Source organism: Candidatus Sulfidibacterium hydrothermale, from assembly GCF_020149915.1.
GTDB lineage: Bacteria > Bacteroidota > Bacteroidia > Bacteroidales > F082 > Sulfidibacterium > Sulfidibacterium hydrothermale.
Map to the genome: position 1 here is coordinate 1118458 of NZ_CP083760.1, position 20940 is coordinate 1139397.

Here is a 20940-nt window from a genome sequence, read left to right on the forward strand (position 1 = left end):
GGGTTACGACATAATTTCTTCGATGGTAATGTAGTCGCCGACTCTTCCGGTCAAAGCTTCCACGTCGGTATTTACCGGAAGGGTTTTCTTTCCGGGACGCCATCCTGCCGGGCAAACTTCGCCGGTTTTGTGTGCGTGCTGGTGGGCTTCAATCTGGCGGATAAATTCTTTTACGCTACGGCCTACCGGCGGTGCCTGTACTTCTTGTGCCATGACAATACCGTCAGGGTTAACCAGGAAACGTCCGCGAAGGGCAATGCCGAGGTCTTCAATCAGCACGCCGAATTTGCGGGAAACTTCGCCTGTCGGATCGGAAGCAATGGTCAGCTTCAGGTCTTTCAGCAACGGTTCGGTTTCCACAAAACGTTTGTGGCTGAATTTGGTGTCGGTGGATACGGCCAGTACTTCGCAACCAAGCCGGTCGTGAATTTCATTCATGCTGGCATTCATGGCTGCAATTTCTGTCGGGCATACGAAGGTAAAGTCGGCCGGATAAAAGCAGATAACGGTCCATTTTCCTTTATAATTTTCCGAACTGACTTCGGTATAATGCCCACTGGCTGCATCGTAAGCTTCCATTTTAAATTCGGGCATGGGTTTTAATACTAATACGCCGTTTTGTTCCATTTTTTTATTCTTTTTTTATGGTTAAAAATTTGATTTATTTTGTTTTATTCGTTTTAAATAAGCAATTACAAAAATACGGAAAAAGTTCTCAAGTATTTGGTTTTTAATAAATTTTAAGAATACTTTAAGAATGTTTTACCCCGGCTTTTTTTGTAGAGAAACAAAAAGCGGAACTTTAAATTATGTCCCGCTTTTTGCTTTTAACAGATTATTCTTCGACAGCCGCAGCGGCCGGTTTTCCGAGAAATGTTTTCTTAAACAAATCGATAAAGATAATGATGCCACCCAGGATCATCATGCTGTCCGGAAGAATTCTGAACCACATCCAGCCTTTCATGGTTTCCACGGCTTCGCGGGTACGGGCATAATAATAGCCCAGTTCGGCAGCCAGTTTGGTCTGGTGGGCACCAATAATAATGGTAGGCAGTGCAAACAGCAGCACGCCGATGGTGAGCAGCCAGAACCCCCATTTGCTGAGTTTGTCGTTCCATTCCCATCCGTTGGCCATGGCGTTGGCACGCGAAGTCATGTACAGGAAGGCAATGGAAATGTAACCGAAAGCACCGAGCAATGCCACATGTCCGTGAGGCATAATCAGATAGGTTCCGTGTGAATAGTAACTGATGGTGGGGGTGTTAATGACCATACCGAAAAATCCGGCCCCAATCCAGTTCAGTACAGCCGAACCGGCAATCCACATAAACGGGGTGGAAAATTTGAAATCTTTGCCACTGTATTCACCGTCGCGTTTGTTTTTCCAAGCTTCTACAATCATCAGTGCCAGCGGTAACGGTTCGAGGGATGAGAAAATTCCACCAATGGCAATCCAGTATTCGTCCAGTCCCTGCCACCAGTAGTGGTGTCCTACGCCAAGCGTTCCCGACATCATGATGAGGAACAGCTCAAAGAACATCACTTTCTCAGCGGTTTTTTGCGAAATCAATCCGAGTGCTACGGTAAAGTAGGCAATAACACCGGCGGCAAACAGCTCAAAGGTCAGTTCTACCCAAAGATGGATAACCCACCAGCGGTAATAATCGTCCAGCGTAAAGTTGGGCATGATTTTGGTCAGCGGCATCATCCCGGCAATGTAAAGCGTGGCAATGGCAAATGCCGACCAAATGATGGTGCCTACCAGCGGATTGTTGGTGGCAGCTTTCCGGATGAGCGAGATAATCAGCAGGAACCAGAAAACCAGTCCGACTACCAGTCCGATATCCCAGGCGCGACCCAGGTTGATCAGCTCGCGGCCTTCATTGCCAAACCAGAACCATACATGACGCAGGTCGCCCATGGCGCCCAGATACAATCCGATAACCGAACCTACGGCTACAATAACCAGTGCTGCCCACAAAACATCCACCAGCCAGGGGAATTTATGGTCTTTGTTGGCTACCCACGGGGCAATCAGCAAACCGCCCACCAGCCAGCCTACAGCTACCCATAAAATGGCCAGCTGGGTGTGTACCGACCGCAAAACGTTAAAAGGAAATACCGATTGTGAGATGATGAAATTGTTGGTCGGATCGGTGTACAGGTGGGCCAGGTAGCCGCCGAGGAAAAGCTGTACCACAAACAACAGCGAAACAATGGGAATGTATTTCAGCAGTTTTTTCTGCGAAGGGAAGAGTTTGGTAATTTTAATGGCCGGCTGCAGATCTTCTTTCCGGTCTTTTTTAAACAGATATTCGTACGAAAGGAAGATGACAAGAATGGTCAGCGTCCACAAAATCAGAAATTCCCACAGCGAAACCCAATGGCTGTTGAAACCGGTGTTTTGATCCACCAGCGGCTCGTGTGGCCAGTTGTTCGACCAGGTTCTCTGGTTCACTGTTCCTTCGGTTCCCGGCCGGATGGAAGAGGCTACCAGCTGAGACCAGTCGATAAAACAGGCAATTTTTTCGGCTTCGGCTTTGGTGATGATGCCCCCCGGGAAAGCCCGTTGCGGATCGCCGTTTACCAACAGATTGGTGATGTATTTCACATTGGCATGAAAAGCCTGTGCCGAAGCATCGGTATAAGTTACCCCTTCTTTACGCAGTTTGGTTTTGTTGTGAAAATCGTTTTTCACCATGGCCTTGATGTATCCTTTTTCTTCGGGGGTAAGCTCAGATGCTTTTTTTCCGTAAACCTTTTGTCCGTAAAAGTTGTAGAGGTATTCGGCCCGGTTATGGAAAAAGTCGGTGGTAAAATCGGGACCCATGTAAGCGCCCATGCCGAGCAGTGTGCCCCAGTCCATCAGGTCGAATTCCTGAAAATAGCCTTTTCCTTCCACCACATCATTGTAGGTGTAAAGTACTTCGCCGCTTTCCGATTTTACCTGTTTCGGAATGGGCGGTACTTCACGCTGAAGGGTAGCCGTGTAGTAAATCAGGATGGTTACCATAAAAATGGCAATGATCCAAAAGCCGGTGTATAACCCTTTTTTGGTCATGAACTTGTCCAGTAACGATTGTTTCATAGATGTAATTTTTTAATGAACAATAATTGATTTTATTTATTTAGGTAATTAAATTCTTTATTTGGGGCTTGAAAATTTGTTTTCATACATGTAGGGGTTAGAACTTTTTAATTTTTTTGCTTTTCAGGTCGGCAATGGTCATGGTGTTCAGTAGGTTGAGCATTTGTTCGCGGATGGGGGCGTAGGCTTCGTGTAAGCTGCACGGATTTTCATCGCTGCAATCCTGAAATCCGAGCAGACAGCCGGTGTATTTGTCCATGCCTTCTACTGCATCAATAATTTCGGACAGGTGGATGGCGTTGGCATTTTTGCCGAAAACATATCCGCCTTCGCGCCCCTGGATACTTTTAATAAAACCTTTCTTGGCCATGTCGGTCATTAAGCGGCGCAGGTATTTGTCAGGAATGTGTAACTGCTCGGCAAGGTAACGGGCAGAGAAAACCTGCATTTCCGAGTTTATCATGAAACTCAGGATGCGCAACGCATATTCCGCTGTTTTAGAAAGTCTCATTTAAATACTATATTCAAGTAGCAATTGCAAATATATAATTTTTTTAAATTATCGCATGTTGATAGAAAATTTTTTTAATCAACAGTAGTTAAATTAGTTTGGTGATTGTTGTTTTTGTATTTAAAATACTACTAAAATATAGTATTAAAATTTGAAAATAAAGATGCCGGATCGATAAGAAGGGCATCCGGTTTAAAACCGGATGCCTATGCCACATCGAACATTAAACGGATTGCCGGGGGTGTAATGCAGTTCGTCCACCGGTTTCTTTTCCCATTTCATCCGGCTTTCGGTGTCAAACTGGGCTTCATTCCATTCGGTGTTCAGCAGGTTTTCGATGGTAACTGAGAAGGTGTATTTTTTCAGATGGTAAGAGGCCCCGAAATTGACAAGGGTGTAGCCGAGTGCTCTTACGGTGTTGTCTTCGTTGGCCGGCCGGCTTCCGATATGGATGGTACGCAGCGACACGTCGAAGCCGTGAAAATTCATCATGGTCAGTCCGCCGGTCAGGGTAAAATTGGGTGCCAGCGGGATATAGTTTTTGCCTTCCGGAAGATCGTTGATTCTGCCGCGCGAAAGGGTAAGGTCGGCATCGGCCCACAGCCACGGGGTTAATTTTAGCCTTCCTTCGAAATCGAGTCCCATCCGCTGTGTGGGATTGCTCAACTCAGAATATCCGCCGTCGCCGGCATAGACAAATTCTTTGTCGAGATACATGTACCACAGGGCAATGCCGATATTTAGTTTTCTGAACAGTTCGGCACGTAAACCGGTTTCGGCGCCGTAAGCTCTTGGCATGGTGCCGGTAAATTGCTGTTGCGGGTCGAAATTGTGTTTTATCAGCCATTCGGATATTTCCTGTTCGGAATATCCTTCGCGAAGTTTTACCTGCTCGATTTCTTTGGCCTTTTGGGTGAAAATAACATTTCGGGCGTCGTTGGAATGAAATCCTGTTCCGGCATTCAGATAAATATCCACCTGTGCCGACGGGCTATATACCACGTTGAACTTTGGATTCAACATCGCCTGCTGGGCGTATCCCGACGCATGCGGCAAGCCGTTTGACAGCGTGTCGTTGGCATTGCCGAGGTGGTCGTCCACATCGTAGGTGATGTAATCGCCGCGCAGCCCCACTTCAATTCGCCAGTGAATGTTGAAAATGATTTTACTTTGCGCCCAGACAAACAGGTTGGTCTGATTGATGGTGGCGTTGGATAATGCGTTCATCCGAATCCGGTTCGGGCTGTGCCACAGGGCGGTTTGAATGGCGTCGTTTCGGAAGCCGGCACCGAAAACCGGAAGAACGATGATGTTGTTGATTTTTTTGTGAATCTGATAAGTGGCTTTCATTCCGCTGAGCCAGCGGTTTTCGTTTTGTTCAATCATATCGCCGTTGACGGTGTCTTGCAGGTAATAAGTGAAATCGGAAAAGAGTTTAAACACGTAACGTGTCAAATAGGTTTGCAACCGGAATTGGTGATCGTCCTGTTTGTGCCGGTAAACAATGGAAAAGTCCTGCCGGGTGGTGGTGCCGCCTTCCATGGGATCCAGCGCCCCGAAACGATCGATAATACCGGCTTTTACCACGCGGTCGGGAATCTGTCCGGATGCATTCCAGGCCGAATTGAAAGCGTTAACCTTAAAAGTAAGCCGGCTGACGCGGTTCAGGTTGATAAAATATTTTCCAAAAACGTTGAGTCGTTTTAAGTCCTGCGGATTGTCGAAAGGCCCGTCGGTAGTGTAATACTGGGCGGCAAAAATACCGTTTTGCATGGCGTTGCCTTTTCCGGTTTGCAACAGTAGAGTGGTTTTCAGGGTGTTGAATTGTCCTACTTCGAGATGAAAACTGTTGCTTTTCAGAATGTCTTTGGTGGTAAATGCAATGGCGCCTGCCGTGGCAAAATCACCGAATTGTGCAAAATAAGGACCTTTGTAAACCGACAGTTTCCCGACCAGTTCCGGAATCAAAAAGTGTAAATCGGCATAGCCCTGGCCGTGCGCATGGCTGACCATGTTAACCGGAATGCCGTCCACCGAAATGTTCACATCGGTTCCGTGGTCGCAGTCGAAGCCGCGCAGAAAAATCTGTTCGGCTTTTCCGCCGCCGGCATGTTGGGCAATGATGAGTCCCGGTACCAGTTTTAACAAATCCTGTGATGATTTTACCGGCCGCAGTTGCAAGTCGATGCTGCGAATGGCCTGCGACGATGCAATGGAAAACGGACGCCGGGCGGTAATATTCAGGTCGGACATGTTAAAAGATGTCGGTTGCATTTTTATCAGCAGGGTAGTGGTTTGCCGGTTGCGGATGCGGATGTTTTTTTTAAAAGTTTTGTATCCGAGATGCGAAACCACCAACACATAATCACCGGCTTCGATACCGCGAATCTGAAATTTACCGTGCAAATCACTGGTGGTGCCTATCAGGCTTTTTTCGATGATGATGTTGGCAAAGGAAATTTCCTTTCCCGTTTTTGCATCCAGAATGGTGCCGGACAACGTTCCGTACTGATGGGCAAATGCCGACTGAAAAAACAAAATAAAAAGAAAACATGCTGTCCACCGGGTGAACTGATGAAACCGAAATCGCGAAACAGGTGTTACTTTTTTCATATTCGTAATACTTTTTGGTTAAAAAAATTACAGGCTGCCGGTAATTGCCAGCGTGCCGTATTGAATTCCTTTTAATGAAATTAATGAATGGGCGAGCTTATCCAGCTCATCGGCTTTTCCTTTTACTGCAATGGTTTCCAGGCAGTTGTTGTGGTCTAAGTGTACGTGTTGAACCGATAAAATCAGATGATGGAACTGGTGCTGGATATCCGTGGAATGTGCCTGCAAATCCCTTTGGTGGTGGTTGTAAATAAGAATTACCGCCCCGGCCATCACTTTGTTCTCGGCATGGCTTTTTTGAACTGAGGCTTTCTGTATTAAGTGCCGGATGGTGCGGGAACGATTCGGAAAATTTAAACCCGTGGTGATGTCGTCGAGTTTGTCCAACAATTCCTTTTCTACGGAAATACTAAATCTTGAAACATGCATATTTTTCTGTTTTATGATTCATTCTGATAAGGAACCGGAAAAACAATCTGTTTTTTGGGTTCCGTTTTCGGGGCAAAAATAGAAATATTGTGAAACGCTTCACAGTAAAACAGAAAAAGTTTTGTTAATTTATTAACAATTTAAATAATATGCTTATGTAATTCTGTATAAGGATACTGATTAAAAATCAAAATGCGCTTTTGGTTCATTGCAATCCCAAAAAGCGCTTTGATTTAATATCGGCATTTACCATTGTAGATTTTAAAATGCCCTTTTAGCGCATTTTAAAATACAATAAGATGGAAATGTTTAAAAAGAAGCGGGGTTATTTTGCCGGTTTGCGGATGATCACGTACACGTCTTCGTTGTCTTTTTTCATGAAATATTTTTCGCGTGCGTATTTTTCCAGTTGAACCGTATCGTATTTCAGGGCTTTCAGGGCGCTTTTGTTTTTTTCGATTTCGGTTTTATAAAACTGTTCTTTCTGCTGCAGCTGATCGATTTTTTTTGAAAGGCGCATCTGTTCCCTGAAGTTATCATTATCGAAAAAAAACATCCAGATAATGAAAGCCAGGGCGGTATAGAAATAGCGGTTGTTAATGTATTTTTTAAAAAAATCTTTCATTGCAAGTACAAAAATAGGTCAAATGCACTTCCGTACGGCTGGTGCGAAAAAATTTTTGCACGCTGTTTTGTTAACAAGCCTTTTGTGCTATAAAAAAGTAAATTCTTTTTCCGGATTTTAATTGTTAAAAGAAAAACAGTAAATTTGGCGGGTCAAATAAAAAAGAGAGCCGGTTTATGCATATTCCTGACGGATACGTTTCCCCCAAAGTTTTTATCCCATTCTATTTGTTGTTTGTTCCTTTGTTTTTGAAGGGGATAAGAAAATTACGTCGCGAATTGAATCGTGATGTGTTGCCTTTGTTGTCGTCTTTAACGGCTTTGTCGTTTATTTTTATGATGTTTAACATTCCCATACCGGGGGGCACCAGCGGTCATGCGTTGGGCACGGCACTGATAGCCATTATTTTCGGTCCGTGGGCCGGATTTATTGCCGTGAGCTTTGTTTTGTTGTTACAGGCATTGCTGTTTGGCGACGGGGGAATTACAACGTATGCCATCAATGCCATTTCCATGGGATATGTGGCTTCTTTTACCGGCTATTATACTTTTCAGTTTTTGAAAAACCGGGTTTCCGAAAAAGTAAGTTATTTCCTTTCGGGATGGACCAGTATTGTCATGGCTTCGTTGGTGGTAGCGGTGGTGCTGGGTATCGAACCTTCGGTGGCCAGCAGTGCGGCCGGAGTGCCGCTTTACTTTCCTTACGGACTGAAAATTACGCTGCCGGCCGTTGTGGGTTCGCATATGTTGTTTTTCGGTGTGGTCGAAGGTATTTTTACCTTGTTCGGGGTTTCCTATTTTAAACGATACGTGCACGAAGATGCCGGATTCCGTCCGGTAGCGATTAAAAAAAGCCGGCAGGATACCTTTTTGTTTTTCCTGATTATTGTGGTGGTGTTGCTGTTGGTTCCGTTGGGGCTGATTACCGAAAATCCGGCCTGGGGCGAGTGGGATTTGGGCTTTTTTCACGATAAGCTCGGATTTATTCCGGCCGGAATCAAACATTTCTCGGCGTTGTATTCGGCCCCGTTGCCCGATTATACTTTGCCGGGCATGGGAAAAATAACCTCTTATTATCTGTCGGCCGTATTGGCGCTGTTTGTAACCACTTTTGTGTTTTATCTTTTTTCGCGCAGGCGGAATGTCCTTTTTGACAAACTGTTTTTTATTAATTATCTGCTCGTTATTTTTTCGGTGGTCATTTCGTCTGACCCGTACTTTATTTTGGCATTGTTGGTTGTGGCTTTTCTGCTTTCCGGAAAAGATATCCTCAGGCTGACCGGGCGGGCACTGGCAGCTATTCTGGTTTTTAATCTGCTGTCGTCGGTGTATTTTATTACCACGAAGAATTATAGCGGATTGCTGGTTTTTAATTTGCGTACGTTCACGTTGCTTTATTTTACCCTGTTGGCAGGAAAAAAACTGAACCTGTTTGCCGTTTTCAGCTTTTCGCCGTTTGTGAGTTATACGCTGACACTGGCGTACAGTCAGATAATCAATTATCAGATAACTTATGAGCAGATGAAACAGGCGCTGGCCAGTCGTACGATACAGAAAATACCCTTGTTGCATTCGTACCGGATTTTGGGGTATCAGATAAACCTGTTTATTAAAAAATCCATTGAGAATTCGAAAGAAATTATGCAGGCTGTTCATTCAAGAAGTGTGTTATGATCGAAGTAAAACATCTATATTTTAAATACGACAAAACGTATGTTGTAAAAGATGCCGATTTTACCGTGGCAAAGGGTGAGAAAATTGCTTTGTTCGGGGTAAACGGCAGCGGGAAATCATCGTTGCTCAAGCTGATGAACGGATTGATTTTTCCGCAAAAAGGCACGGTGTTGTTCGACGGGGCACCGCTGACACGGAAAAATTTGAAAAATAAAGATTTCAGAAAGAAATTCAGAACGTCGTCCGGACTGCTATTTCAAAATCCGGATGTGATGCTTTTCAATCCGAGCGTTTATGAAGAGCTGGCATTCGGACTGAAACAGTTGCAGTGTGACGATATTGATGAGAAAGTACAATATTGGGCAGAAAAACTGCACCTGACGGCACTTCTTGATAAGTCACCCGTCAAGCTGAGCGGGGGCGAAAAACAACGGACAGCACTGGCTTCTATTTTAATTTTGGAACCGGACTTTTTGCTTTTGGATGAGCCGTTTTCGTCGTTGGACCCGAAAGCTACCGGCTGGCTGATCGACTTTTTGCATACCCTGGATTCGGCTTTTGTTGTAGCCCTTCATAATATGGAACTGGCCAAAGAAATCGCTGACCGGGTGATTGTGCTTTCCGAAAACCACGAAATCATTTATGACGGCAATATCCATGATTTTTTTAATGACCGTGAAAAACTGGTGCAGGCCGGATTATGGCATGAACATTCGGGGAAAGGCCCCCATTCGCATAATTTTTAAGTTTTAAGGATTGCGAGTGCAATAGCGTTTAATGACGCTGTAAGCATCCGGAATACCTAATTCGCCGGCTTTACTCAGGTCTTTACAGGCGAGTTTGTTTTCTTTTAAGTAAAGAAGAATCAAAGCGCGGTTGTAGTAAGCCTCGGCCATTTTGGGCTCCAGTTGTATGGCCTTGGAATAATCATCAATAGCCCGCTGGTATTTCTTCAGTTTCAGTTTTAAATTTCCCCGGTTGTAATAGACAAATGCCAGGTTGGGATTATATTGCAAAACTTTGTCGTAATCTTCAAAACTTTTCTTGTAATTGGGTGGCGGAATGGATTTAAAAGCATGGCGGGTGTTGAAGTTGCTCATGCTGATTCCGATACGGCCCTGATATAATTTTTCGGCATATATTGCGTCGTCCCATTCGGCCTGGGTAGCTGCCCGGTTAAACCAGGCATAAATAATGGCGGAATCACTTCGGATACAACTGTCGTAATCAGCAATGGCATTGGCATAGTGCTTTAACATGCCTTCGATAATTCCACGGATAAAAAAGACATTGGCTTTTTCGCTAAGTAGCTGGCCGTTTTCCTTGATAAACCTTTCTTTTTTCAGGGCATCCTGTTTTTTTACCGGCCATCTTTTGGTTGTAAATAATAGTTTGATTCCCAGCTGATTAGTGTTGTTGAAAATAGCAATGTTTTTATCGGTATAAATGCCTTCCTGGTATTGGCTGTAAATGGAAGGAGGAAGATCGAAAGCATAAATCAGGAAAAAGTCGGGTTTCGGCTCGATATTGATTTTCCGGAACTGAACCCGTCCTTTTCGCATTTCGCCATTGAGAAAATCGGCTTCAAAAGCCATAATCTTATTAAAATAAGCCGAGTCGCCGTATTGTTTATAGAGTTGTCTTGAAACTCTTCCTCCACCCCGTGCCCGGGCAATAATCCGGGTAGCCGAATCGTGGTCGGCCATCGCTCCTTTTTTGTCTCCCAGTTGTTGCCGGGCATACGACCGGTTGATGTATGCTCCTACAAATCCCGGAAAGATTTCCAGTGCTTTGGTATAGTCGGCTTCGGCTTTCCTGGGTTCGTGCATTTGTAACTCAACGACACCACGGTTGTAATAGGCATATACGTTATGCGGATTAATTTCGATGACTTTTCCGTAATCGGCCAGCGCATCTTTGTAATCTTTTTGCATCGATTCAATCAAAGCCCGGTTATAGTAAGTGAGCGCATTATTCGGATCCAGTTTTAATACTTTATCGTAGTCCTGTAAAACTTTGGCCGTATCGCCCAGTTTTAAGTAAGTCAGTGCTCTTTGGAAATAGGTGTAAGGATAATCGGGTTTCAGTGAAACCGCATGATTATAGTCCTGAAGGGCTTTGTGCAGACTGTCCATTTCATACCGGATCATTCCCCTTTTTATCCAGGCATCCACATTAAAGTAATCCAATTGTATGGCTTTGTTCACATCACGAATGGCCAGACTGTCTTTTTTCTGCAGGTGATAAGCAATTCCGCGATTCAGGAAGGCGTCGCTCTTTTTGGGATCAAGCTGAATGGCTTTGGTATAGTCCTGAATGGCGCCGGCAAAATTGTTCATGTGCATTTTTACGTTACCGCGGGCAACATAGATCTCCGGATTAAACGGGTCCAGTTCCAGGGCTTTGGCAAAATCTTTTAACGCTTTGGAGAAATCATTTAGCCGGTCGTAACAAATTCCACGGTATTGATAAGCCCGGGTGTAAAGCGGATGGATTTGGACCGTCCGGGTAAAATCGTTGGCAGCACCTTTAAAGTCACCAAGACTGTATTTGGCAATGCCACGTAAAAAATAAGCTTCAAAACCATTGGGTTTGGAGCGCAAAGCGGTGTTAAAATCGTAAATGGCCTGTGTGAAATTGCTCCGGGAAAGCTCTGACTGGCCAGCCCATAAAAAATGTTGATAATCCACTTGAGCCTGTGCTCCGGAAGATAACAGACCGAATAACAGGGAAAAAAACAGTGTGATGTATTGAATGCGATTTTTCAAAAGTAGTGTTTTGGTGCTTTATTTGTAATTCCGGTTAAATAGGTGCTACAAAACTAATAAAAAAGTGTTGTTCATGATTACGATTGATAACATACTCTGCCCGGAGTACCATATCGTAAAAGGTTACAAAATCAAGTCCGACTCCGGTTCCGTATAAGAAATTGTTATTTAGGAAACTGCCATCTGCATGAGGGGTCCGGCTGGCTACATAGGCACCGTCGAAAAACAGATTGGCGTACAGGCCGAATAAAAACCGGTTGAACTTTTCGGTTTTGATAAAACTTAAGAAGTAGGTCTTCTTGGGAAGAATGGCAAATTTGATGTTGGAACGAAACTGTCCGGTCCAGTCGCCGCGAACCACGTAAAGTTGATATCCGCGGATCGCCATGGGGTAATAACCCAAACCGTTTTCGATGAAATAGGGCTGGTACTTATTGGGGATGATTTGTGCTGCCAGCGAATAAGCAAAGTACCATCTTTTGGAAATCGGAATATATTGGTCAAATACCAAAAAGAGCCGGAAAAGACTGACATCTTTCGACAGAATTCCCAATCCTTCCTGTTTAACATCGGCTTCGGCATAGAATCCTTTTAAGGGATAAGGTGCATAGTCGCGGAAGTCGTATTTGAAATTGTATTCCAGCGATAAAAAGGAAAAGATAAAGTGGGAATAAGCAAAGTCCGGATTGAGTTTGAACAGGGTATCAGCATAATTGTAATGGTCGAAACCCAAAGTGAAACGGTGTGTAAAGTAATATCTCGGACGATAGGTAGCCGTAATGCTTCCGGCATACCATTTTTTGGTGTAGGCTTTGTCTTCATGGTAGAAAACCGGGACGTTTTTATCCAGAATATAATCGGTTTCGTGGTTGTAGGTCATTCCGGCTGCCAGTTCCAATCCCCATTTTTGTTCTTTGTTGATGTACGGGATTTTCCAGTCGAGCCTTAACATTTTATCGTATCCGCCCTGTAAGATAATGTTCAGGGTTTCCATTCGCCCCCGGAAATTAAAGATGTTGAGATTCACCCCGTAGTTCACTCGCGAGAAATCCTTGCTTTCCCACCAGACATTGAAATTCCGGTCGGCATAAGTAAAGATGGGGAACGGCCAGATGTACCAGCGTTCGGTAACCGTGACGTACAAATCTACTTTGTTGTAATCATGTCGTTTAGGGGTAATTTCTACGGTGTTGAACAACGAGCGGTTAATCAGGTTTTGCCGGCTTTTTTGTATTTTCCGCAAAAGCGGATGCAAGGTTACGGTATCTCCTTTTTTCAGCTCGATCTCCCGTAAGATGATGTTGTTTTTGGTGTGTTTGTTTCCTGAAATATGGATATTGTCAATGACAAAAGTGGTGTCACTGGGAATAAAAGTGTATTGGGCATGGAGTCGTGTAGAAACGGCAGTGAGAAGAAAGAAAAATACTATAAAAAAAGCTTTTCGGTTATACATTCAGATAATTCATTAGTGAATTATAACGTTCTCTCAGGTCGTCTAAGTCTTCTTCGTGTCCGTAAGATGCTTTTACAAAATAGTCGTAACGTTCAAATGTTTTTACAATGGACGCAATTTCAACCGTGTTGAGTTTCAGGAAAACATCCAGGCGTGTGGAATCTTCATGATTAAACAAAAAAGTGCTGAGAATTTTGGCATCATTTTCTTCCACGATTTTGGATATCTCTGTCAGGCTGTAATTGTTGTAGCTCATTTCCAGAACAATGATACTGCCCGGGTTGTCCACTGAAAGTGCACGGGCAAAGTGTTTTACCAGGCTTTGCAGGCTGATGCTGCCCAAATAAGTTCCTTTTTCGCTCAGTACAGGAACCAGGCTTAAATTTTGTTCGTTAATCAGCTTGAGTACATCGTAAATGTGTTGCGACTCAAAAACATACGGGTTATTGAGAGAAAGTTTATGGTTTCCAAGTGGTTCGTCAAAATTATTCAGATCGTAAATATCCAGTTCGGATATCAGACCAAGAAATTCCTGATTGTTCACGATGGGCAGATGAGAAACTTTGTATTCTTCCATCCAACTCAGGGCGGTTTTTCCCGTGTCAGAAGTTTTTAGGGGCATAATGCCATCGGAAATCAGGTTCTTGGCAATCATTTTGATCGTATTTCAGATTCGATTGGACAAAGATAACAGAATGGATAAAAGGAGAATAAAAAGTTTAGAATTTTTATGAAAAGCAGATGAAAACAGAAAAAGGCGCTTACCGCGCCTTTTTCGTACCTGAGGCGGGACTTGAACCCGCACGGCCGCAATGGCCATTGGATTTTAAGTCCAACGTGTCTACCAATTCCACCACTCAGGCATTCGTTTCAAAGAAAAAATCCCGTCCCGAATATCACGGGTCCGGGATTCCTGGAGCGGGAAACGGGACTCGAACCCGCGACCCCGACCTTGGCAAGGTCGTGCTCTACCAACTGAGCTATTCCCGCGCTTCATTTGGGACTGCAAATGTAAAACTTTTTTTATTTTACAAACAGGGTTTGAGAAAATTTTTGAAATTTTTTTAGAGAAAAGTGCTGTCAATCGCCCGTGTCATAATGACTAATGCTAAGTGGTTGATTATGCATGTGATATTGAAATTGCCCGCCGTATATGCCGGATGTGTTGTCTTTTTTTATGAGATGTTTTTGAGCAATTTCTTGATCTCATTTAATTTCATCAGGGCCTCCACCGGAGTAAGCGTGTCAATATCGGTATTCAGAATATCTTGTTTTATTTGCTGCAGCAGCGGGTCATCCAGCTGGATAAAACTCAATTGAAAATCTTGTGTTGCCGGAGCCTGATTGAGTTTTTCTTCCAGCTCCTGATGCGAGTGCGTTTTTTCCAGAACCTGAAGCAGTTCTTTGGCCCGTTTCAGCACTTTTTGCGGCATTCCAGCCATTTCTGCAACATGAATCCCAAAGCTGTGTTCACTGCCGCCTTTTTTTAGCTTCCGCAGAAAAATAACCTTGTTGCCGGTTTCTTTTACCGAAATATGAAAGTTTCTGATTCGCGGCAGTCCTGCGGCCATTTCGTTGAGCTCGTGGTAGTGGGTGGCAAAAAGCACTTTGGCCCGGTAAGCCGGATGATTGTGCAGATATTCCACAATGGACCAGGCAATGGAAATTCCGTCATACGTGCTGGTTCCCCGTCCGATTTCATCGAGTAAAATCAGGCTCCGGTTCGAAATGTTATTTAAGATACTGGCGGTTTCGTTCATCTCCACCATAAAAGTAGATTCTCCCGACGAAATATTATCAGAAGCTCCTACCCGGGTGAAAATTTTGTCGGTGATTCCGATAACGGCTTTCTCTGCCGGAACATAGCATCCGGCCTGAGCCATGAGAACAATCAGGGCTGTTTGTCGCAATAAGGCCGATTTCCCGGACATGTTCGGACCGGTGAGAATAATAATTTGCTGCTTGTTATTGTCAAGATAGATATCATTGGCTACATACGGTTCGTCATGGGGGAGGTTCTTTTCAATGACCGGATGACGACCGGCATGTATGTCAAGGACATAATCATTGGTGATTTGCGGCTTCCGGTAATTGTTTTCCACCGATACGGAAGCAAAAGAAACCAGACAGTCCAGTGTAGCTGTAAGGCTGGCATCGAGCTGAACGGGATGAATAAAGGTAGATGCATATTGTACCAGCTCGTCAAAAAGCTGTTGTTCCAGTATCTGGATTTTATCTTCGGCACCCAGGATCTTTTGTTCGTATTCTTTCAGCTCTTCGGTAATATATCGTTCCGAATTGGTCAGCGTTTGTTTGCGATGCCATTCGGGCGGTACTTTTTCTTTGTGGGTATTGGTTACTTCGAGATAATATCCGAAGACATTGTTGTATCCGATTTTTAAGGAAGGAATTCCGGTGCGTTCGCTTTCCCGTTGCTGGATTTGAACCAGATAATCTTTTCCGGAAAAAGCAATTTTGCGTAATTCATCCAGTTCGGAGGAAACACCATCGGCAATCACACTGCCCTTGTTTACCGAAACAGCAGGATCTTCCTGTAAAGATGTCGTCAGTTTGTTGGTAAGCAGGCTGCATGGGTTGAGTTGTTCGGCGATTTTTTCCAAAACCGGATGGTGGCTCTCCTGGCAAATGGTTTGAATTTGCGCTACGCTCTGCAAGGCTCTTCCCAGTTGTTTTAACTCGCGTGGATTAATACGTCGGGTGGCTACTTTGGAAATTAACCGTTCCAGATCGCCCAATTTCTTGAATTCGGGCCGTATTTGCTCTGTAATCTCAGGGTGGTTAATGAAGAATTCCACCACGTTGAGCCGTTCGTCAATGGCTTGTTTCTCTTTCAGCGGAAGCGTAATCCAGCGCCGGATGAGCCGGGCCCCCATGGGCGTGTCGGTTTTGTCCAGTACATCCAATAAAGCGGTTCCTCCCGGGAAAAGGGGATGGATAAGCTCCAGGTTGCGGATGGTGAAACGGTCGAGCCAGACATATTTACCTTCGTCAATCCGCCGGATCTTGGTGATATGATCCAGCTTGTCGTGATGTGTTTCGTAAAGGTAATGGATGGCTGCGCCGGCAGCAATGATGCCTTCGGTTAATTCTTCTATCCCAAAGCCTTTTAAAGAGGCGGTTTTAAAATGACGCAGTAAAATGTCGCGTCCAAACTCTTCACGAAATACCCAATCATCAAAGAAAGTCAGATAAAACCGGTCGCCGAACGTTTCTAGGAACGATTGTTTTTTTTGCCGTTGGATGATGACTTCGCTGGGGGCAAACCCTTGAAGCAGTTTGTCGATGTAATCTTTGTTTCCCCGGGCGGCAAAAAATTCGCCGGTGGAAATATCTAAAAGAGAAATCCCGGAAATCCCTTCGGTAAAATGAACGGCGGCCAGGAAGTTATTTTCTTTTTGCTCAAGTACATTGTCGTTAAGAGAAACGCCGGGGGTAACCAGTTCGGTAACCCCGCGTTTTACGATCTTTTTCGTTAGTTTGGGATCTTCCAGTTGGTCGCAGATGGCTACCCGGTAGCCGGCACGAACCAGCTTGGGCAGGTAAGTGTCGATAGAATGATGCGGAAATCCGGCCAGCTCAACAAACGAAGCCGATCCGTTTCTTCTTTTGGTAAGCACAATACCCAAAACCTGTGCTGTTTGTATGGCATCTTCCCCAAAGGTTTCATAAAAGTCTCCTACCCGGAAAAGCAACAGAGCATCCGGATATTTGGCTTTGATGCTGTAATATTGTTTCATCAGGGGAGTTTCCACATATTTTGCCATACTTTTTGCCTGTTTTTAATTTGAATGTACAAAAGTAATAATTGCATTGTTTTATGAAAATGAAGGCAAGTTTGTGTTTGGATATTGGTACATCTTTGTGTATGGCCGCAGGAAGCAAGGAGAGATGATCTTTAAACGGATTGTTTATGGGGCTTTCTATAAATGCGTAAAGCAGCTATCTCGTGAAGATCACCTTTTTCCCGTAAAGGTGATTTCCTGACTTTAACTCAATGAGATACATCCCTTTTTTTGCCGGGTGCCAGGGGAAAAGATGGAAACCTGCTTCCAGCATCCCTGAGAACAAGACTTCTCTGTTTTTCCCGCTGATGTCTGCCACTGAAAGCACAATCCGTTCCGCTTTCTTTAATACAAATGAGATATTGGTTTTTTCCTGTGCGGGATTGGGAAAACAATTGAACAGCAGGTCTCCGGATTTTTCGGTTGATGTATTCCAGATGATGCTTCCTGTGAAAGGCCGGTGATTAAAAGCCGTAATGGTGAGGGTTGCTTTTTTTTCGGGCGGCAGTGTCGGAACTGTAAGCCGGGCATTGCCAAAAGCATCGGTCAGCGTTGATGCATAAAGGCTGTCTCCGGCCATCAGGGTGACACAGCCGTTTTTTACCGATGTAAACAGGTTAATTTGCCGGCAGGTGTCACAAAGAACAGGCGTATAATCGGCCCGGATGGCCACCGGTGTTTTTGTCCGGATGGTTAATGACGGGTCGCCAAAAAGAATCCAGCTGTCGGTGGTTTCGTAACCTTCTGTACCAAACTCGTCATTCATTTTTAAGCAACCGGCGATACAAATCATTCCAAATGTCCGGGGAGCATTTGCCGAATCGGGCAAAGTAAGCAGCCGGTTCATTTCTTGTTGGGCACACATGGGCGGAGCCCAGCTTTGGGCTGCCGAAGGCATGAGTACAGCTACTGCTCCGGCCGGTTTGTCTTCGTATGCTGCCCGCAGCCAGCTTTCGGCAAAACAATCGTGATGTACAAAATCACCGGTGGCACAGGAAACCGAAAAAATTACCGGCCAGCTGTCGGTATTGGTAAGCGCATTGATTTGCGGGTTGCCAAAATGAGTGGTCGTCCAGCCCAGTACACTCCCGTGCCCGCAATAATTGATCAGTCCGGTTCCCTTTTCGATGGCCTGCAAAAGATCTTCGGCATCCGGGTCGCCGGGAGCATCATTTGGGCCGTATGTTCCGTCAAATAATTCGGTTACCGACGTATAACCATCCGGTTGTAGAAATACGGAGTCAATCCAGCGGATATGTTGGGCATCGGTGAGCTGGTGGTAACCCGGCCCTTCTTCAGAAGCAATGCCAATGGCACGGGTGTACCATCCGGTATCTTTTGAAAGTGCTTTTTCATAGGAAAGGGTTCGTTGCAGCATGATGCGGAGTTGTTCTTCGGTTTCTGCCGGAAACCGGCCGACAATCACATCCGGATAATGGTCATTCCCGTCCACATAAGCATAAAACAGATCCGAAGTGTTTCCGGCCATTATTCCGGACGGAATCTGCTGGGCATCTCCCACCAGCAAAACATATTCGATTGCTTTTTCCAGGTATTGGGTGCGAATGTAATCTTTGATGCTTTGCGCATCTGTAAAACGGGATCCATCGGTTACCGTAACTTCAAATCCTGTTTGTCGTTTCCAGTGAATAAAATCTTTTAACAGCGGAATAAATTGGCCGTCACTGATAATGAGCATTCGACGAAGAGCTGCCGGTTGTTGCTGGTTTTTGAAAGAGGATGTTTCCGGATTGATAAAAGAGGGACGAAAAAATGTTTTTGTTTCGGTAGGCAGAAGAAATGCTTTGTTCTCCTTTTTTTTAAGAAAAGTGATTTCAAAAGTAATTTCATGGTAAATCCGAAGAACTTTTTTTACCGGATTGTATTGTAGCGGAAAAACCAACAAAGATTGTCCTTTTTCGTGCCGGATAACATAAGGCTGATCTGTTTTCCAGCATGTTGCCGGATAAAATGTATCGAGTTGGTATTCTTTTCCAAAAGATACGGTAAGGCTGTCCGCCGGCGATGTCCGTGGGATTTCTCCCCGTGACGGTGCCAGCAGGATGTTTTTCAGCGTTGAGAACCGGCTCGAAAGAATTTTTACCTGCATGCTGCTGTCACTTGTGGGAATCCTGACCGGAACCGCATATTGCCAGACCACCGGAGCTCCGTTTTTCAAAACGGCGTGTCCGCCCTGATCTGAAAACGGAATCCAGGCTGTTCCCCGTGAAGTTTGGGTTTCGGAAAAATGGATACTGTCAGCCTGAAAACGAATGATCACTTTATCCGGTGCATTTTTCAGCAATAAAAAGGGCTTGTTTTGGGCCAGCAGCGCAGGCTGTACGAAAGGGAAAATAAAGAAAAACAGGACAACCAAAAGATGTTGTGCTCCCTGTTTTCCTTTATTTTTTATCCCTGTTTTCATGCATCTGTTTATTCGTTTTTTGAAAAAACTATGCCAGTTTTATTTTTTGTTCTTTTTTCAGCAGAAAGTGCACCGGATACCACGAAGCTCCCCATCCGATCAGGAAAACGGTAATAAACACGTAAAAAAAGTCGGAAAACCGCATTTGTACCGGGTAAGCATTGATGATAAATCCACCGTTTCCGGATCCCAGCTTGATAAAACCATACTGTTGTTGAAGCCACAAGATGATAAAACCGATAAACAATCCGGAAAAGGCACTCAGCAGGCTGATCAGAATTCCCTGCCGCAGAAAAATAGTCCGCATCGTTTTCATGTCAACACCCAGGGTTCTTAATACGGCAATGTCCTTTACTTTTTCTACAATGAACATGGCTACCGAACCAATCATACTAAACGACGACAAAATAAGAATAAAAACCAAAATCAGGAAGACTGCCATCTTCTCCGATTTCATGATTTTGTAAAGTGTTTCGTTTTGTTCGAAACGATTTTTTACCACAAAGTTTTTCCCGGCAAGGGTTTCTATTTCTTTTTGAATTTTTTTTGCAGAGACGCCTTTCTTGATGTAAACATGCAGTGATGTAACCTGGTTGGTGTAGTTTAAGAGGTCGCGGGCAAAGCGCAGCGGCACCAGTACATACTTTTCATCAAAATCCTGTTGGACAGAAAATATTCCGGATACCGGAAGTACGCCGCTGTTAAAAGCATTCCGGAAATTAAATGAAGAAGCATTTCCCCGGCGGGGAATGAATACCGTTAACAACTGACGGGTGTCCCGTACATTGATTCCCAAAAACCAGGCTACTCCGGCTCCGGCAACCGCAAAATCAGCTTTTCCTGTTTGCAATACAAAGTCTCCGGCCTGCATCATGGTATCCAGCCGGCTTACTTTCATAAAGTTGGGAGAAAGTCCCATGATCTTCCCGATAGTTTGCCGGTCGCCGTATTTAAACAGCGCATCTTCCTCCACCACCTGAACTACTTCCGAAATACCGTGCAGCTGCTTTATCTTTTCCATGGGGAAACCGGATGTTTGAAATGTTTTTCCCTGCACGGCTGTAATGGTAAAATCGGGATCGAAAGAGTTGTATAAAGAAGAGATAACCTGCTCAAATCCGTTAAATACCGAAAGAACAATAATCAATGCTGCTGTACCAATGGCCAATCCGATCATGGAAACCCACGAAATGATATGGATCAGGTTGTGCGATTTCTTGGAAAAAAGATACCGCCGGGCCATGTAAAACGAAAATCGCATTGCTTTTGTTTTTCGAACTTTGTGCAAATATCCGATAAATCCCCGAACAAAAGAAACGACGAATAGGACATTGTTTTGTAAATAACTCCGCGGCTGACACACGAATTTTAATGCAGTATCTGTCGTTTTCCGGCAGAGTGGGAAGAAGCATTCGTTTCGGTGCGTCTTCTTTGGTTCCCTGCCCGACAATGGTCAGGCGGGCTTTCTTGACGAGACAAGAAAGGAACAGAAAAACACTTTGTAAAAAGCAATTTTACCGGAATTAGTAGTGTGTCATTAAAAAATAAAATG

General features: G+C 44.5%; 14 protein-coding genes and 2 tRNA genes. 2 read left to right on the plus strand and 14 right to left on the minus strand.

All coding sequences use genetic code 11. The features are described 5' to 3' along the window. Positions 1–3 precede the first annotated feature (3 nt). The 6 genes from LA303_RS04365 to LA303_RS04390 form a co-directional block, all read right to left on the minus strand. Positions 4–627, minus strand: coding sequence for a peroxiredoxin (locus tag LA303_RS04365; RefSeq protein ID WP_240526715.1), 624 nt, complete (start codon positions 625–627; stop codon positions 4–6). A gap of 208 nt (positions 628–835) precedes the next feature. After that, positions 836–3088: a nitric-oxide reductase large subunit gene (locus LA303_RS04370; RefSeq protein ID WP_240526716.1), complete on the minus strand. Its 2253-nt coding sequence runs from the start codon at positions 3086–3088 to the stop codon at positions 836–838. Between the two features lie 97 nt (positions 3089–3185). After that, positions 3186–3599, minus strand: a complete 414-nt coding sequence (locus LA303_RS04375) for an RrF2 family transcriptional regulator (protein ID WP_240526717.1) — start codon at positions 3597–3599, stop codon at positions 3186–3188. Between the two features lie 192 nt (positions 3600–3791). Continuing rightward, positions 3792–6212: a TonB-dependent receptor gene (locus tag LA303_RS04380; protein ID WP_240526718.1), complete on the minus strand. Its 2421-nt coding sequence runs from the start codon at positions 6210–6212 to the stop codon at positions 3792–3794. Between the two features lie 27 nt (positions 6213–6239). Further along, on the minus strand, positions 6240–6641 hold the full coding sequence (gene nikR / locus LA303_RS04385; RefSeq protein ID WP_240526719.1) for a nickel-responsive transcriptional regulator NikR: 402 nt from the start codon (positions 6639–6641) through the stop codon (positions 6240–6242). 325 nt (positions 6642–6966) lie between these two features. Then, positions 6967–7266 (minus strand): FtsB family cell division protein, encoded by a 300-nt coding sequence (locus LA303_RS04390; RefSeq protein WP_240526720.1) that lies wholly within the window; start codon positions 7264–7266, stop codon positions 6967–6969. A 176-nt stretch (positions 7267–7442) separates the two neighbouring features. Between LA303_RS04390 and cbiM the strand changes: the two genes are divergently transcribed. Both cbiM and LA303_RS04400 read left to right on the plus strand, forming a co-directional pair. Next, positions 7443–8939 (plus strand): cobalt transporter CbiM, encoded by a 1497-nt coding sequence (cbiM, locus tag LA303_RS04395; protein WP_240526721.1) that lies wholly within the window; start codon positions 7443–7445, stop codon positions 8937–8939. Next, complete coding sequence (locus LA303_RS04400) at positions 8936–9685, plus strand: energy-coupling factor ABC transporter ATP-binding protein (RefSeq protein ID WP_240526722.1); 750 nt, start codon at positions 8936–8938, stop codon at positions 9683–9685. The genes cbiM and LA303_RS04400 overlap by 4 nt, the downstream gene beginning before the upstream one ends. Positions 9686–9688: 3 nt before the next feature. Here LA303_RS04400 and LA303_RS04405 read toward each other — a convergent pair whose 3' ends face one another. From LA303_RS04405 to LA303_RS04440, 8 genes are all read right to left on the minus strand, one after another. After that, on the minus strand, positions 9689–11707 hold the full coding sequence (locus tag LA303_RS04405; RefSeq protein ID WP_240526723.1) for a tetratricopeptide repeat protein: 2019 nt from the start codon (positions 11705–11707) through the stop codon (positions 9689–9691). A gap of 34 nt (positions 11708–11741) precedes the next feature. Then, positions 11742–13160: a POTRA domain-containing protein gene (locus tag LA303_RS04410; RefSeq protein ID WP_240526724.1), complete on the minus strand. Its 1419-nt coding sequence runs from the start codon at positions 13158–13160 to the stop codon at positions 11742–11744. Further along, positions 13153–13815 (minus strand): CBS domain-containing protein, encoded by a 663-nt coding sequence (locus LA303_RS04415; RefSeq protein WP_240526725.1) that lies wholly within the window; start codon positions 13813–13815, stop codon positions 13153–13155. Before LA303_RS04415 ends, LA303_RS04410 begins: the two co-directional genes overlap by 8 nt. Positions 13816–13938: 123 nt before the next feature. Then, a tRNA-Leu gene (locus LA303_RS04420) sits at positions 13939–14023 on the minus strand. Positions 14024–14074: 51 nt separating this feature from the next. Continuing rightward, positions 14075–14150, minus strand: a tRNA-Gly gene (locus LA303_RS04425). Positions 14151–14335: 185 nt separating this feature from the next. Then, positions 14336–16945 carry a DNA mismatch repair protein MutS gene (gene mutS / locus LA303_RS04430; protein ID WP_240526726.1) on the minus strand — a complete coding sequence of 870 codons (2610 nt, stop codon included), beginning with the start codon at positions 16943–16945 and terminating at the stop codon, positions 14336–14338. A gap of 175 nt (positions 16946–17120) precedes the next feature. Continuing rightward, the gene (locus LA303_RS04435) at positions 17121–19388 is read right to left on the minus strand and encodes a C25 family cysteine peptidase (protein WP_240526727.1); all 2268 of its coding nucleotides are present in this window, start codon (positions 19386–19388) and stop codon (positions 17121–17123) included. Between the two features lie 28 nt (positions 19389–19416). Then, entirely contained in the window at positions 19417–20649 is a 1233-nt protein-coding gene (locus LA303_RS04440) for an ABC transporter permease (protein ID WP_240526728.1), read from the minus strand. Positions 20650–20940: the final 291 nt, after the last annotated feature.

Coding starts and splice junctions, on each gene's coding strand:
- LA303_RS04365 (WP_240526715.1), bottom strand. CDS start 627: ATGGAACAAAACGGCGTATTAGTATTAAAACCCATGCCCGAATTTAAA.
- LA303_RS04370 (WP_240526716.1), bottom strand. CDS start 3,088: ATGAAACAATCGTTACTGGACAAGTTCATGACCAAAAAAGGGTTATAC.
- LA303_RS04375 (WP_240526717.1), bottom strand. CDS start 3,599: ATGAGACTTTCTAAAACAGCGGAATATGCGTTGCGCATCCTGAGTTTC.
- LA303_RS04380 (WP_240526718.1), bottom strand. CDS start 6,212: ATGAAAAAAGTAACACCTGTTTCGCGATTTCGGTTTCATCAGTTCACC.
- nikR (WP_240526719.1), bottom strand. CDS start 6,641: ATGCATGTTTCAAGATTTAGTATTTCCGTAGAAAAGGAATTGTTGGAC.
- LA303_RS04390 (WP_240526720.1), bottom strand. CDS start 7,266: ATGAAAGATTTTTTTAAAAAATACATTAACAACCGCTATTTCTATACC.
- cbiM (WP_240526721.1), top strand. CDS start 7,443: ATGCATATTCCTGACGGATACGTTTCCCCCAAAGTTTTTATCCCATTC.
- LA303_RS04400 (WP_240526722.1), top strand. CDS start 8,936: ATGATCGAAGTAAAACATCTATATTTTAAATACGACAAAACGTATGTT.
- LA303_RS04410 (WP_240526724.1), bottom strand. CDS start 13,160: ATGTATAACCGAAAAGCTTTTTTTATAGTATTTTTCTTTCTTCTCACT.
- LA303_RS04415 (WP_240526725.1), bottom strand. CDS start 13,815: ATGATTGCCAAGAACCTGATTTCCGATGGCATTATGCCCCTAAAAACT.
- mutS (WP_240526726.1), bottom strand. CDS start 16,945: ATGGCAAAATATGTGGAAACTCCCCTGATGAAACAATATTACAGCATC.
- LA303_RS04435 (WP_240526727.1), bottom strand. CDS start 19,388: ATGAAAACAGGGATAAAAAATAAAGGAAAACAGGGAGCACAACATCTT.
- LA303_RS04440 (WP_240526728.1), bottom strand. CDS start 20,649: ATGCGATTTTCGTTTTACATGGCCCGGCGGTATCTTTTTTCCAAGAAA.